The following is a 14,434-nucleotide window of genomic DNA, read 5'->3' on the forward strand; positions in this document are numbered from 1 at the left end:
CGGCAGGCCGATAGTCTGGACTGTTATGAACGAGCATGAACTGATCCAGTGGCTCACCGAGTGGGTCAAGGGCGCCACCGGCGTCGACTCGGTGGACCCGACCACGCCGCTCGAAACCTACGGTCTTGCCTCCCGCGACGCGGTGATCCTCTCCGGCGAGCTGGAGAAGCTGCTCGGCCGCCGGGTCGACCCGACCGTCGCCTACCAGTACCCGACCATCGCGGCGCTGGCCAAGGCGCTGCTCACGCAGAAGCGGGCGGCGCCGACGGTGGAACGTCGAGAGGCGACGAGCTCCCACGACATCGCCATCGTGGGGTCCGCCGGCCGCTTCCCCGGGGCGCGCAACACCGACGAGTTCTGGCAGATGCTTATCGACGGCCGCTCCGCCACCAGCCCCCTTCCGGCCATGCGCTGGGACGAATACCTGGGCGACCCGGTCGTGCGCACCAAGATGGCGGAGGAGAACACCGACGGCGGGTACATGGACGGCATCGCGTCCTTCGACCACGAGTTCTTCGGGATCTCCCCGCTTGAGGCGCAGAACATGGACCCGCAGCAGCGCATCATGCTCGAGGTGGCGTGGGAGGCGCTGGAGGACGCGGGGCTGGCCCCGAGCGAGCTGCGCGGTGAGCCGGTGGGCGTGTTCGTCGGCTCGTCGAACAACGACTACGGCATGCTCATCGCCGCCGACCCGGCAGAGGCGCACCCGTACGCGCTGACCGGCGCGTCGTCGGCGGTGATCCCGAACCGCATTTCTTACGCGTACGACTTCCGGGGCCCGTCGATGAACGTGGACACGGCCTGCTCGTCGTCGCTGGTGTCGGTGCACCACGCGGTGCGGGCGCTGCGCGACGGCGAGGCGGATGTGGCCCTGGCCGGCGGCGTGAACATCCTGGCGAACCCGTTCGCGTCGCTGGCGTTCTCGGAGCTCGGCGTGATCTCGCCGACCGGGCGCATCCACGCGTTTTCCGACGACGCCGACGGCATCGTGCGTGCCGACGCCGCCGGCTTTGTGGTGCTCAAGCGGGTGGAGGACGCCATCCGCGACGGCGACCGGGTGCTCGCGGTGATCAAGGGGTCGGCGACGAACTCGGACGGCCACTCCAACGGCCTGACCGCCCCGAACCCGGAGGCGCAGGTGGACGTGCTGCGTCGCGCCTACGCCGACGCCGGGGTGGACCCGCACGAGGTGGACCTGGTCGAAGCCCACGGCACCGGCACCATCCTGGGCGACCCGATTGAGGCGACCGCGCTAGGCGAGGTGCTCGGCCGCGGGCGCGACGTTTCCGCGCCGCTGCTGTTGGGCTCGGCGAAGTCCAACATCGGCCACTCCGAGTCCGCCGCCGGCGTGGTGGCCATGATCAAGGTGCTCGAGGCGCTGAAGCACGACACCATCCCGGAATCCATCAACTTCACGGAGCCGAACCACTACGTGGATTTCGACGCCGAGCGCATCGAGGTCGTGCAAGACCCGCGCGAGTGGCCGCGCTACTCCGGGCGCCGCGTCGCCGGCATCTCCGGCTTCGGCTTCGGCGGCACGAACGCCCACGTGGTGGTGGCGGACTTCGACCCCGCAGATTACGACACCGGCGCACCCGAGGCGGAGCCGGCGTTCGAGGGCGTGGACACGGCCGCGCTGCCGGTGTCCGGCCTGCTGCCGTCGCGGCGCAAGGAGGCGGCCGGCGTGCTGGCGGACTTCCTCGAGGGCCGCGCCGACGCCGACCTGATTCCGGTCGCCCGTTCCCTGGCCAAGCACAACCACGGCCGCTCCGCCGCGGTCGTGCAGGCGAGCACGGTCGACGAGGCCGTGCGCCGGCTGCGCCAAGTCGCAGACGGCAAGATCGGCCCCGGCATCGCCGCTGCCGACGCGCCCACCCCGATGGGCCCGGTGTTCGTCTACTCCGGCTTCGGCTCCCAGCACCGCAAGATGGCCAAGGAGCTCATGGCCCGCTCGCCGCTGTTCGCGCGCCGCATGCGCGAGCTGGATGAGATGGTGAAGTTCCAAGCCGGCTGGTCCATGCTGGAGATCATTGAGAACGACGAGCTGACCTACGACACCGAAAATGGCCAGGTCACCATCACCGCGATCCAGATCGCGCAGACGGACCTGCTCGCCGCCGCCGGCATCACCCCGGCCGCCACGATGGGCATGTCCATGGGCGAGATCGCCGCGGCCTACGGCGCCGGGGGCTTAAGCGCCGAGGACTGCATCCTCATCGCCACCGCCCGTGCCCGCCTCATGGGCGAGGGCGAAGCCATGATCGCCGGTACCGACCAGGAAGGCGCGATGGCGGTTGTGGAACTGTCGCGGGAGGACCTTGCGGAGTTCGTCGCAAAGCATGAGCCAGCGGCGGGCGTGGAGCCGGCCGTGTACGCGGGCCCCGGCATGACCACCGTCGGCGGGCCGGGCAAAGCCGTCGACTACTTGGTGGCGGCGCTCGAAGCCGAGGAGAAGTTCGCGCGCAAGCTCAACGTGCGCGGCGCGGGCCACACCAGCGCGCTCGACCCGATCATGGGCGACCTCGCGGGAGAGATCGCGGGGATCGAGGCCAAGCCGCTGCGCGTGCCGCTGTTCACCTCGGTGGACCGCGGCGAGGTGTACCAGCCGGGACAGGTGGTCCACGACGACCAGTACTTCCTGCGCATGACCCGCCAGCCGGTGTACTTCCAGGACGCCACCGAAGCCGCCTTCGCGGCCGGGCACACCACGCTCGTGGAAGTCACCCCGAACCCGGTGGCGCTGATGGGCATGATGAACACCGCGTTCGCCTCCGGCAAACCCGACGCCCAGCTGCTCTACACCACCAAGCGCAAGGTGGACGAGCTGGAGTCGCTGCTCGACCTCGCCGCCAAGCTGTACGTCAACGGCATGGACGTGAACTTCGGCGCGTTCTACGGCGCAGGCGATGTCGTGCCGGCACCGAAGACCGTGTTCAAGCAGGTGGACCACTGGACGCCGGCGCGCCCGTCGTCCTCGCGTGCGTCGATGCTGGGCTCGCGCGTGACGCTGCCGGGCGGGGAGGTCGCATTCGCCACCGCCGCGGACCAGATCTTCAGCCCGCACCAGCTCATCGAGTCCGCGGCCGCCGAGGTTGCGCCCGACGCGCACGTGGTGGCCACCGAGGAGCACGGCTACCTGCCCGCGGACGGCGAGGTAACCACCATCGCCGCGTCCTCGCTCGGCGGCGTGTCCATCAAGGTCTACGACGGTTCCACGCTGGTCGCTGAGGGTTTCGCGTCCACCACCGACCGCGCGCCGGTCCAAGGTGTCATGGAACAACCGCTTGACGACGCACCTTCGGCCCCCACCCCCGACAGCGACATCGACGCGGTGCGCTGGGACCCCGCCTCCGGCGAGACCGTCGCCGACCGGTTGCGCGACATCGTTGCCGAATCCATGGGCTACGACGCGGAGGATCTGCCCGACGAGCTGCCGCTGATCGACCTCGGACTGGACTCGCTGATGGGCATGCGCATCAAAAACCGCGTGGAAAACGACTTCCAGATCCCGCCGCTGCAGGTGCAGACGCTTCGCGACGCCTCCGTCGCCGACGTGATCCGCATCGTCGAGGACGCCGTCGCCGGCCGCACCGACGAGCCGCAGCCGCTGACGTACAACGACGAGGCCCGAAACCCGGCCGCGGCCGCCGAAAAGGCCCACGGCGTGGGCGTAGCCCCGCGTGACGCGTCCGAGCGCATGGTGTTCGGTGCGTGGGCGAAGTACGCGGGGGCGGCGGCTGCTGGTGTGACGACAGCATTGCCGTCGATAAGCAAGGAGCAGGCGGGCGAGATCGCTGCCCACCTCACCGACCGCTCCGGCATCGAAGTCACCGCCGAGGACGTGCTGGGCGCGCAGACGCTCGAGCCGCTGGCGAACCTCGTGCGCGAAGGCCTGGAGACGCCGGTGGACGGCAACATCCGCGTCTTCCGCGACGGCGCGGCGGACAAAACTCCCGTGTTTGTGTTCCACCCGGCGGGTGGGTCGAGCTCGGTGTACACGCCGCTGGCGCGCCGGCTGGCGGATGACGTGCCGGTTTACGGCGTCGAGCGTCTCGAGGGCTCACTGGAGGAGCGCGCCGCCGAGTACGTCCGCGACATCACCCGGATCGCGGGGGAGCGCAAGGTTGTGCTCGCTGGCTGGTCGTTCGGCGGCGCCCTGGCTTACGAGGTGGCGCACCAGCTGGGCAACGAGCGCGTCGAGTTCATCGCGCTGCTGGATACGACGCAGCCCTCCGAGCCGATCCCGGACACGCTGGAGGAGACGAAGGCACGCTGGGGCCGCTACGCCGCGTTTGCCAAGGAGACGTACGGCCTCGAGTTCGAGGTGCCGTACGAGCTGCTCGAGACCGCTGGCGAGGACGCGCTGCTTGCGATGCTCACCGAGTTCTTGGCTACCACCGACGCCTCCGAGCACGGTCTGGCCGCCGGTGTGCTGGAGCACCAGCGGGCCTCGTTTGTGGACAACCAGATTCTCAACCACCTCGACTTCACCCGCTGGGCGGACGTGGACGTGCCGGTGCTGCTGTTCCGCTCCGAGCGCATGCACGACGGTGCGATCCAGCTGGAGCCGAACTACGCTCACATCGACGAGGACGGCGGTTGGGGCGCGATCGTTCGCGACCTGACCATCGTCCACCTGCCCGGCGACCACCTCGCGGTGGTGGACGAGCCGGCTGTGGGGATCGTGGGCAAGCACATGAACGCATGGATTGAGGGGAAGCGATGACCACCGCCGATAAACTCCAAGACCTGCGCGAGCGACTGGACAAGGCGCAGGACCCCGGCTCCGAGCGCTCCCGGAAGCGCCGCGACGACGCCGGGCGCACCACCCCGCGCCAACGCATCGACGCGTTGCTGGATGAGGGCTCGTTCGTGGAAATCGGCGCCCTGGCCCGTACCCCCGGCGACCCGGACGCGGTGTACTCCGACGGCGTGGTCACCGGCTACGGGCGCATCGACGGCCGGCCGGTCGCCGTCTACGCCCACGACAAGACCGTCTACGGCGGCTCCGTCGGCGTGACGTTCGGCCGCAAGGTCACCGAGGTCATGGAGTTCGCGATCAAGATCTCCTGCCCCGTGATCGGCATCCAGGATTCGGGCGGCGCGCGTATTCAGGACGCGGTGACGTCGCTGGCCATGTACTCCGAGATTGCCAAGCGCCAGCTGCCTCTGTCGGGCCGCGTGCCGCAGATCTCGATCATGCTGGGCAAGTCCGCCGGCGGCGCCGTCTATGCGCCCGTGACCACCGACTTTGTGGTGGCCGTCGACGGCGAGTCCGAGATGTATGTCACCGGCCCGAACGTGATCCGCGAGGTCACCGGCGAGGACATCACCTCCGCCGAGCTCGGCGGCGCGCGCGTGCAGGAGGCCGCCGGCAACATCCAGGCGGTCGTCGCCTCGGAAGAGGACGCTTTCGACTACGTGAAGGACCTGCTCGCGCACCTGCCCACCTCCACGTTCGATGCGGCGCCCGTGGTCACGGCGCAGCCCGACGAGGACCTGGATGACACGGCGCTGGATACATTTATGCCGGACGACACCAACGCCGGCTACGACATGATGGATCTGCTCGTGCAGCTCGGCGACGACGAGGACCTCGTCGAAGTGCAGTCCGATTACGCGGAGAACCTCATCTGTGCCTTCGGGCGCATCGACGGCCGCCCGGTCGGCTTCGTGGCCAACAACCCGATGCACCTGGCGGGCTGCATCGACGCGGACGCCGCCGACAAAGGCGCGCGCTTCATCCGCACCTGCGACGCCTACAACATCCCCATCGTCTACGTGGTGGACACACCGGGCTACCTGCCGGGTGTGGACCAGGAGCGGCAGGGCCTGATCCACCGCGGCGCGAAGTTCGCATTCGCGGGTGTGGAGGCGACCGTGCCGAAGGTGACGCTCGTTGTGCGCAAGGCCTACGGCGGCGCGTACGCGGTGATGGGGTCGAAGAACCTCAACGGCGACATCAACCTTGCCTGGCCCACCGCCCAGATCGCCGTGATGGGCTCTGCGGCGGCTGTGGTGATGTTGCAGGGCAAGCAGCTCGCCGCCATCGAGGACCCGGCGCAGCGCGAGGCCATGAAGAAGATGTTCATGGACTTCTACGACGCCGAGATGACCTCCCCGTACGTCGCGGCGGAGCGCGGCTACATCGACCAGATGATCGAGCCGTCGCAGACGCGCATCGCTTTACGACGAGCGCTTCGCCAACTAGCCTCCAAGCAGGAATTCGACCTGCCCAAGAAGCACACCATTAGCCCCCTCTAGAAAGGTTTCTGCCATGCTTTCTTCCTCCCTCGATATCCTCGGCGACCTGATCAGCATGCTGGTCTGGTTTATCAATGGTATCCAGACCGGAAACCCGGCCTGGAACTTCGGCATCGGCTTCTAATCCGCGCCGAAGCCCCGCGCACCCGCCTTTCCGACGGGTGCGTTTTAGTTTTTGCGCGCGAGTTTGGCCACGCCGCGCCAGCCGAGCATAAGCAGCGCGGACATGAGCGTGGCGACCACGACGAAGGACCAGTGGGGGAACGCCTGGTTGCGGATGCCCCAGATGACCAGGCCGGTGACCACGGTGACGATCCAGATGACCCCGCCGTTGTTCTTACGCGCGATCAGCCAACCCAGCGTGACCCCCAGCGCGAACGGCCACAGGGTGGACAGCCAGCCGGTGAAGTTGAAGGGCATCTCGTCGGACTGGTGGGCGGCGCGGGCGAGCAGGGCGAACACCGCGATGGCGACGTAGTCGGCGGCGATGGCGTAGGGCTTGGAGATGGTGTTGCGCATGCCGGCCATTCTAGAACACCGAGTCGTTCCACCACCGGCGCTCAGGTGTGCCGGCGCGGGAGCCGTCGCTCGCAAGCTTGATGCCCACGACCTGGTGCAGCTCCACGACGTCGTGCTCGAAACCCCATTCGGAGCCCGCCATGTACATGCCCCACAGCTTGGCGGTGTTCTCGCCGACGAGCGCGACTGCTTCATCCCAATTGGCCTTGAGGTTTTCGCACCAGTCGTGCAGCGTGCGCATGTAGTCGAAGCGGATGTTCTCCTCGTGGAAGACTTCGAAGCCGTGGTCCTGCATCTCGTGGATGATCGTGCCGGAGCCGGTGAGCTCGCCGTCCGGGAAGATGTAGCGGTTGATGAAGTCACCCCGCGGCGTTTTGTGGTTGTCCGGGTAGGTGATGCAGTGGTTGACCATCACACCACCCGGGCGCAGCTTGCCGGCGAGGAACTCAAAGTACGAGGCGAAATTTTTCACCCCGATGTGCTCAAGCAGACCGATCGACGAGATGCCGTCGAAGCCGGTCTCGGTGACGTCGCGGTAGTCCAGGAAGCGCACCTCTGCGAGGTCCTCGAGGCCCTCCTCCTTAATCTTCGCCTGCGCCCACTCAGCCTGCTCCTTCGACAGGGTGACGCCGAGGGACTTCACGCCCTGGCGGGCTGCGTAACGCACCATGGAGCCCCAGCCGCAGCCCACGTCGAGGTGCTTGTCACCGGGCTTAAGATTCATCTTCTCAAAGACGAGGCGGAACTTGTTTTCCTGCGCCTCGTCGAGCGTGGCGTCCGGGGTGGGGTAGTAGGCGCAGGTGTAGGCCATGGAGTCGCCGAGGAACAGCTCGTAGAAGTCGTTGCCCACGTCGTAGTGGGACGAAATGACCTGGGCGTCGCGTTCCTTCGAGTGCGGGGCGAGGCCCTGGCGGATGGTGCGCTCGAGCCAGGACGCTTGCTCCGCCTCCGGGATTGGCTGGATCTGTAGTGCGCCCATGGAGCGCAGGGAGCGCGCGATGCGGACGAGCTCGCGCGGGTTTGGGCGCTTGTAGTTGTTGTAAAGGGTACGCATGTCGTCGAAGACCTCGTAGGGGTGCGCGAGGTGCGCGCCTTCAACCGCCAGGCCGTCGGTGACCCAGGCGCGGGCGAGGCCGACGTCGCCGGGGTGGGTGACTATGTAGGACAGGCCCCCGGGGCTGTTCACCTTCACGGTGTGCTTGGCATCTGCCGGTCCCGTTGATGAGCCGTCGAAGGCTTCCCACTTGAATGGGGTGCCAGCGGGGAAAAGGGTGTCGACGATATCCGCCACGGTCATCTGCATGGTCATTCTCCTACGCGTTTTCCACTGTCTTTTCGTAGAGGCCCGGGAAGCGCCGGGCCGGGTCGTACTGGGCTTTCATCCTCTCCGGCAGGTCCCCGCCGTAGAGGCGCTCGAACTCGACGCGGTCGTAGAACGCCTCCGAGTACAGGGACTTGTGCCCGCCGAGGTCTGAGACCTTCCGTTCGATGACCTTGTTGAAGGCCCCCGGCTCCACCTCCGGGACGCCGGACCAGAAGCCGACGTTCACCCATGTCGTCGCCGGCTCGAGGGGGTAGAGCGGCCACGGCGCCTCCTCGTCGAGTCCGACGCCAGCGAGCGTATCGACGCCGTCTCGCAGCCGGATCGGACACAGCCAAACCGGTTCGATGTCGCTGGCCTTGAAGAACCAGTCGAGGAACTCGGCGACCTGCGTGTCGCGCACCTCGATGTCTTGCACGACGCGCTCGGTGCGCGGCAAGCCCTTCGGCTTCTTCAGGAACCGGTACTCCAGGTCGTACTTCTTGTCCAGGCCCACGAGTTTCCAGTAGAACGCGCTGCGACGCAGCTCGCGCGGCCAGAGCTTGCGCACCTTGGGGTTCTGCGTGCCGAAGGCGCGGGAGCACCAGAACCAGTCGGTGTCCCAGCGCCAGATGTAATCGCGGATAGTGAGGAAGTCGTGGTGCACGCCCGACGGGTGCTGCAGCGAGCGGTAGTACACGGCGTCGCGCGTGTAATCGGAGGTCCCCGGCGCTTCGCTCGTCTGGAAAGCGCAGACGAGGTATTGCTCGGTGGGAGAGAACGCGACGGCGTCGAGGCCGTGCAGGGCGCGCCCGCCCCACTCACCGGCAGCGGCAGCGTCGGCCAGAGCGTCCTGGAAGGCCGTGAGGTCGTCGTAACGCACGTGCTGGAGCTCGATGAACGGTTGGACCTCCTCGAGCTCGATGGTGAGGCGCACCGCGTAGCCGAGTGAGCCGTACGAGTTCGGGAACGCGCGGAAGAGCGCAACGTTGTCTTCGCGCGAGCAGGTGACGACGTCACCGGTGCCCACCAGCACATCCATCTCGAGCACGGATTCGTGCGGCAGGCCGTTGCGGAAGGAGGTGGACTCCACGCCCATGCCGGAGACGGCACCGCCGAGCGTGATGGTTTTCAGCTGCGGCACCACGAGTGGCACGAGACCGTACGGCAGGGTCGCGTCGACTAGGTCTTCGTAGGTGCACATGCCCTGCACATCGGCGGTTTTCGTCACCGGGTCGACGGCGATGACGCCGCGCAGGCCCTCCACGTCGAGCCCGGAGCTCCCCGTGTCGCGGGAGCGGAAAAGGTTCGACGTCTTCTTGGCCAGGCGCACGCGCTGGCCGTCTGGCACCCGCCGGAAGCTTTCCAGGAGCGCGGAAACCCCCTCCTCGTGCGCGTGCCAGCCGATGGGCACGACGCGTTCAAAATCCACGCTGCGTCCGTGAAAGTTCCTGAAAACGCTCATGCAGTGCAACCATAGACCCAAGTTGCGCACTGTGCGTGGATAAAACGTCACACAAGCTCAAACGGCTTCGCCAGCGGACGGACGTCCGGCCATGAAGCCGCGCCCGGCGTACACCGCGGCGTAGATGACCCACCCGATTGCGGTGATGAGCGCAAACGAAACCGCCCGGTACACCACCGTCGCCGCGGTAGCGGTTGCGAGCGGGAGCCCGCCGGCGACGAGCATGCCCACCGCCACGGGCTCCACGGTACCGAGCCCGCCGGGGGTGACCTGGGCGGAGCCGGCGAGTTTGGTCATGATGAGCGCCAGGCACACGCCCGCAAGCGGCGCGCCCTGGCCGGCCACGGCCCACACGGCGAAGACCATCGTGGCCAGGTCCAGAAGCCGGTTCGCGAGCGAGAGCCCCGCCGCCGCGAAAAACGCCGGCGCGGAGATACGGATGGCGGAGACCTGATCGATCACGCCCACCACCCGCGCGTGCACCTTCTCCGGCAGGAATCGCACCCAACGCTTGAGCACGGCGGGATGCAACGTGGCCCAGAACACCGCACCAATGGTCGCCACCGCCGCCAGCAGGCTCAGCAGCAGCGACCACGCGGATAACTCCGCCCCCGCCAGCGCTACCGCAACGACACCGATGAGCACCATCCACACCGTGGACAGCGCGCCGGAGACCACGAAGAACCAGCCGCACAGACCCACGGACGCGCCCCACAAGCGGTGCACCCGAAACGTCAGCCACGCGGAAATCGCCGGCCCTCCCGGCACCGTTGTGGACCAGGCGTTGGAGGCGTAGGTGATCGCGTTCGTGCGCGCCACCCCTGTGATGCGCCCTTCGACATTGAGCAAGATCTGCATGACCCCGGCCATCGCGGCCAGCGAGGCCACCGCGGTGGCCACCGCGGCCAGCAGCGGGCCTATCGACGCCGCCCTCACAGCCCCCCACGCCTCCCCAAAAAACGGCAGCTCGTCGCGCAGGATCACCAGCATCGCCACGAGAACGGCAACGGGGGCGAGCCAGCGCAGCCACTGGCGCCAGCTAACGCTCAAGTTCCTTCTTCTTCAGCTGCTCGATGGCGCGGCGCTGTTCCAAATCGCGCATGAGGTCGCTAAACGGCACCAGAGAGGTGTTTTCGGTGACGCTCACTCCGGCGCGGCCGGGCTGGGTGTCGGGCACCATGTCGGAGATGGGCGTTTCGCCGGAGGTGGGCGTCGATAGGCGTGAGCCCGCGGCCCGCTTCACCCAGCGCGGCGCCCACCAGCTGTCTTCGCGCAGGAGGTGCATCACGGCGGGGACGAACAGGAGGCGGATCAAGGTGGCATCGAGGGCGAGCGAGAAGATCATGCCGTAGGCGATGTACTTCATCATCACGATGTCCGACAGGGCGAACGCGGCGGCGACCACGATCATGATGGCGGCGGCGGCGGTGATGATGCCGCCAGTGTGCGCGGTGCCGCGTTTGATGGCCTCGTCGGTGCTGGCGCCGTCTTGGCGCGCCTCCACCATGCGGGAGACCAAGAACACCTCGTAGTCCGTGGAAAGCCCGTAGAGGATGGAGATGATCAGCACCAGGATCGGGCTCATCAGCGGGCCGGGGGTGAAGTTCAGCGCGCCCGCGCCGACGCCGTCGACGAAGACTGCGGTGAGGAAGCCGAGGGTGGCGCCGATGCCGAGGACGTTCATGATCACCGCCTTCGCTGGCAGGATCACCGAGCCGAACACCAGGGCCATGAGCAGGAATGTGGCGATGACCATGTACACCGCCATCCATGGCAGGCGGTTCAGCAGAGCCTCAATGGATTCGACCTCCATCGCCGGGGTGCCCGCGACGTAGGTCTCCACCCCGTCGGGCGCGTCGATGTTGCGCAATTGCTTCACGACGTCCGCGCCTCCGGCCCTGTCCGCCAGCGGCGCGGAGAGCACGGTCGTGCCGTCCTGCGTGGCGTGCGCGGGCTTCAGCGGCGCGGCGAGGCCCTCGACCTGGCGGGCCTGCAGGACGATGTCCACCAGCTGCTCGTTGGAGGCGCCGGTGACCACGAGTTTGACCGGGTCGGTGCGGAAGGCGGGGAATTCCTCGTTGAACTCGTCCTGGGCCTGGCGGGTCTCCTGGCTCGGCGGCAGGTAGGTTTCGTTGATGCCACCGAACGTGATGCCCACCATCGGCACGGTGAGCAGGAGCAGTAGCGCCGAGCAGCCCACCACGACGGTTTTTGCGTGGCGCATCGCCCAGGCGGGGATCTTGTACCAGACGGTGTCTTCTGTCTCGCCGTCGCGACGTGAGGAGCGACGGCGGACCGACCACTTGTCGATCTTCGGCCCTAGCGAGCCGAACAGCGCCGGCAGCACCGCCACCGAGATCACGGCGGCGAGCAGCACCGCGCTCATCGCACCGTAGGCGACGGACTTCAAAAACGCCTGCGGGAACATGAGCAGCCCGGACAGGGCAACCCCCACCATCAGGGCGGAGAAGAACACCGTCTTGCCCGCGGTGCTGGTGGTCACGGCCACGGCGTCTTGGACCTCGCGGCCGCGGTCGAGCTCCTCGCGGAAGCGGGAGACCATGAACAGGCCGTAATCGATGGCAAGGCCCAGCCCCAGCAGCGTGATGATGGACTGCGAGAAGATGTTCACCTGCTGGTACTGCGCCAGCACAGACAGCAGCGACAGCGAGCCAATGATGGACAGGATGCCCACGATCAGCGGCATCCCCGCCGCCACCACGCCGCCGAAGACGAACAGCAGGATCACCGCCACGAATACCAGGCCGACCTTTTCGGCGCGGGCGATGTCGTCCGCCATGCCCTCGTCCAGCGCGTCTGCGACTGCGGTGGCGCCGGCGACCTGCACGGTCCCGTACGGCACCTCCATCGCTTCGAGCGCGGGCTTGATGGTGCGGAAATCCTTCAGCGTCTGCTCGCCGTCGCCCTTCAGCCCGATCGCCGCAAACGCCTTGGTGTGCTCGGCGTTGACTAGCTGCGGGTTGGGGCGTTCGAAATAGCTGGTGATGTGGGCGATCTCGTTGGGGAACTGATCGCGCAGGCTGCTGAGCTGCGTGTTCATCGCTTCCACGAGCAGCGGGTCATCGACGCTCACCGGAGTCGCCGCATCCTCCGGCGTGCTCACCAGCACAATGACGTCGCCGGAGTTGTCGCGGCTGAATGTTTCCTGCTCGATGGCGGCAGCTGTGGTCGAGTCCGCGCCCGGGTCCTCCCACCCCTCCTGGGAGAGGCGCTCGCCCAGCTTGGAGCCGAAGAGCACCTGCATAGCGAGGATGAGCGCGATGACCACGACCGGGATCACGCGGCGGTGGCGGTACGCGAAGCGGCCCCACTTGTTAAACACTGGCGGCCTCCTAGTCCCGGGTGTTGTGCAGCAGGGAGCGCAGCGGACGGAACGGCTGCAACCAGGCACCGCCCTCCGGCAGTTTGTCCAGGTTCACGCGCGGCAGCGGGTTCTGGAACACGCCGGGGATGTCCTCCAAGTCCACGAACGTCACGTCCGGGGAGTTCACCGCCCAGGAGGCGTGCTCGTGGAAGCCGAGGACCGTGACCGGGATGCCGGCGTCGACGAGCTCGAGCAGAGGCTCCTGGAAGTTCTGCCCGTCCGCTGAGGCCACCACCACGCCCTGGAGCACGCCCTCGTCGCGGCGTCGCTCGATGTGGGCGAGCATGTCCTGGTCCACGTCGGAATCCTCGTCGCTCTTCGGCTTGGCAAAGACGGCGAAACCGACGTTGCGCAGCGCCTCCACCCACGGGCGGATCGCGTCCGCGCCGGAGGCCGCGACGTTGGTGAACACCGTCGCCTCCGGCTCGATGTCCCGGCCGAGTTCGTCGGCGCGGGCCTCGGCTTCCCCGATGAGCCAGCGGCCGATGGCGTCGAAGCGCGGGCGGTGCGCGGCGGTGGGGCGGCCGCCGAGAATGGCGCCCAAGCCCATATCCAGGTTCGGCGCGTCCCACACCAGCAGGTAGCTTTCCGGACCCGCGGGGGCCCCGGGGGTGTAGGGGTGCGACAGTGCTTGAAGGTCCATTACTTCTTCTCCCACAGGTACTCGCGGATGACGTGGTCTTTGTCGAGGCCCTTGCCCTCGAACTTGGTGATCACCTGGCGGTCCGTGAGCAGCGGCGCCTCGGGCCACGGCCAGCCTTTGTATTCCAGCATCGGCTCCACGCCGACCAGCTCGTCGATCCACGCCGCGTAGTCGGCGTGGTCGGTGGCCACGTGCAGCACGCCGCCCGGTTTCAGGCGGGTGGCGATGAGGTTCAAGGTGCCCGACTGGATGATGCGACGCTTGTGGTGGCGCGCCTTCGGCCACGGGTCCGGGAAGAAGATGCGCACGCCGTCGAGGGACTCCTCCCCGAACATGCGGGCCAGCACCTCCACGCCGTCGCCGCGCACCATGCGGATGTTGTCGATACCGCCGCGCACTACCGCGCCGAGCAGCTTGGCCAGGCCGGGCTTGTACAGCTCCACGGCGATGATGTTGGTGTCCGCCTCCAGCGGCGCCATCGCGGCGGTGGAGGTGCCGGTGCCGGAGCCGATCTCCACGATGGTGGGGTGCCCCGAGCGGCCGAACCACTCGTCCACGTCGATCCGCTCGTCCGAGCCCTCGGCGAGCACGCGGCCCAGGCGCGGCCAGTGCTTGTCGAACAGGGCCTCCTGGTTGTCTGTCAGCGTGCCTCGACGGAAAGTGACGGATCCGAGGCGCGGGTAGTCCAAACCGGTGTCGAACTCGGTTTGCAGCGGGCGGCCCGCCGGCAATTCGCCCGTTCCCGGACGGATATTTTCAGTATTATTCATCAGGTTTATTGTCCATATGAACTGGGCAAACGCAAGCTCCGCGCGTCACCCCCGGAGGCGTCGTGAAGCAGGCGTTCAAGAACGCGGT

Annotated in this window: 9 protein-coding genes; 2 read left to right on the forward strand and 7 right to left on the reverse strand. The window is 67.6% G+C overall.

Going from position 1 to position 14,434, the window contains the following annotated elements:
• Positions 1-25: 25 nt before the first annotated feature.
• Positions 26-4,726: a type I polyketide synthase gene (locus HMA55_RS07800; protein WP_181192489.1), complete on the forward strand. Its 4,701-nt coding sequence runs from the start codon at positions 26-28 to the stop codon at positions 4,724-4,726.
• Positions 4,723-6,264, forward strand: a complete 1,542-nt coding sequence (locus HMA55_RS07805; protein ID WP_181192490.1) for an acyl-CoA carboxylase subunit beta — start codon at positions 4,723-4,725, stop codon at positions 6,262-6,264. The genes HMA55_RS07800 and HMA55_RS07805 overlap by 4 nt, the downstream gene beginning before the upstream one ends.
• 168 nt (positions 6,265-6,432) lie before the next feature.
• Here the strand turns inward: HMA55_RS07805 and HMA55_RS07810 are convergent, their stop codons facing one another.
• From HMA55_RS07810 to trmB, 7 genes are read right to left on the reverse strand one after another with little or no spacing between them, the layout of a single operon-like run.
• Positions 6,433-6,783, reverse strand: coding sequence for a DUF3054 domain-containing protein (locus HMA55_RS07810; RefSeq protein ID WP_219910483.1), 351 nt, complete (start codon positions 6,781-6,783; stop codon positions 6,433-6,435).
• Between the two features lie 10 nt (positions 6,784-6,793).
• On the reverse strand, positions 6,794-8,080 hold the full coding sequence (locus HMA55_RS07815) for an SAM-dependent methyltransferase (protein WP_181192579.1): 1,287 nt from the start codon (positions 8,078-8,080) through the stop codon (positions 6,794-6,796).
• 16 nt (positions 8,081-8,096) lie between these two features.
• Complete coding sequence (locus HMA55_RS07820) at positions 8,097-9,548, reverse strand: FAD-binding oxidoreductase (protein WP_181192491.1); 1,452 nt, start codon at positions 9,546-9,548, stop codon at positions 8,097-8,099.
• Positions 9,549-9,605: 57 nt separating this feature from the next.
• Positions 9,606-10,598 (reverse strand): lysylphosphatidylglycerol synthase transmembrane domain-containing protein, encoded by a 993-nt coding sequence (locus HMA55_RS07825; protein WP_181192492.1) that lies wholly within the window; start codon positions 10,596-10,598, stop codon positions 9,606-9,608.
• Complete coding sequence (locus HMA55_RS07830) at positions 10,588-12,891, reverse strand: MMPL family transporter (protein ID WP_181192493.1); 2,304 nt, start codon at positions 12,889-12,891, stop codon at positions 10,588-10,590. The genes HMA55_RS07825 and HMA55_RS07830 overlap by 11 nt, the downstream gene beginning before the upstream one ends.
• Before the next feature lie 10 nt (positions 12,892-12,901).
• On the reverse strand, positions 12,902-13,576 hold the full coding sequence (locus tag HMA55_RS07835) for an NYN domain-containing protein (RefSeq protein ID WP_181192494.1): 675 nt from the start codon (positions 13,574-13,576) through the stop codon (positions 12,902-12,904).
• Complete coding sequence (gene trmB, locus HMA55_RS07840; RefSeq protein WP_181192495.1) at positions 13,576-14,346, reverse strand: tRNA (guanosine(46)-N7)-methyltransferase TrmB; 771 nt, start codon at positions 14,344-14,346, stop codon at positions 13,576-13,578. Before trmB ends, HMA55_RS07835 begins: the two co-directional genes overlap by 1 nt.
• Positions 14,347-14,434 lie beyond the last annotated feature (88 nt).

Source organism: Corynebacterium wankanglinii (genome assembly GCF_013601005.1).
GTDB classification, from domain to species: domain Bacteria; phylum Actinomycetota; class Actinomycetes; order Mycobacteriales; family Mycobacteriaceae; genus Corynebacterium; species Corynebacterium wankanglinii.

What these genes read in the sequence shown, in the direction of transcription:
- HMA55_RS07800 (WP_181192489.1), top strand. Translation starts at nt 26, where the DNA reads ATGAACGAGCATGAACTGATCCAGTGGCTCACCGAGTGGGTCAAGGGC.
- HMA55_RS07805 (WP_181192490.1), top strand. Translation starts at nt 4,723, where the DNA reads ATGACCACCGCCGATAAACTCCAAGACCTGCGCGAGCGACTGGACAAG.
- HMA55_RS07810 (WP_219910483.1), bottom strand. Translation starts at nt 6,783, where the DNA reads ATGCGCAACACCATCTCCAAGCCCTACGCCATCGCCGCCGACTACGTC.
- HMA55_RS07815 (WP_181192579.1), bottom strand. Translation starts at nt 8,080, where the DNA reads ATGACCGTGGCGGATATCGTCGACACCCTTTTCCCCGCTGGCACCCCA.
- HMA55_RS07820 (WP_181192491.1), bottom strand. Translation starts at nt 9,548, where the DNA reads ATGAGCGTTTTCAGGAACTTTCACGGACGCAGCGTGGATTTTGAACGC.
- HMA55_RS07835 (WP_181192494.1), bottom strand. Translation starts at nt 13,576, where the DNA reads ATGGACCTTCAAGCACTGTCGCACCCCTACACCCCCGGGGCCCCCGCG.
- trmB (WP_181192495.1), bottom strand. Translation starts at nt 14,346, where the DNA reads ATGAATAATACTGAAAATATCCGTCCGGGAACGGGCGAATTGCCGGCG.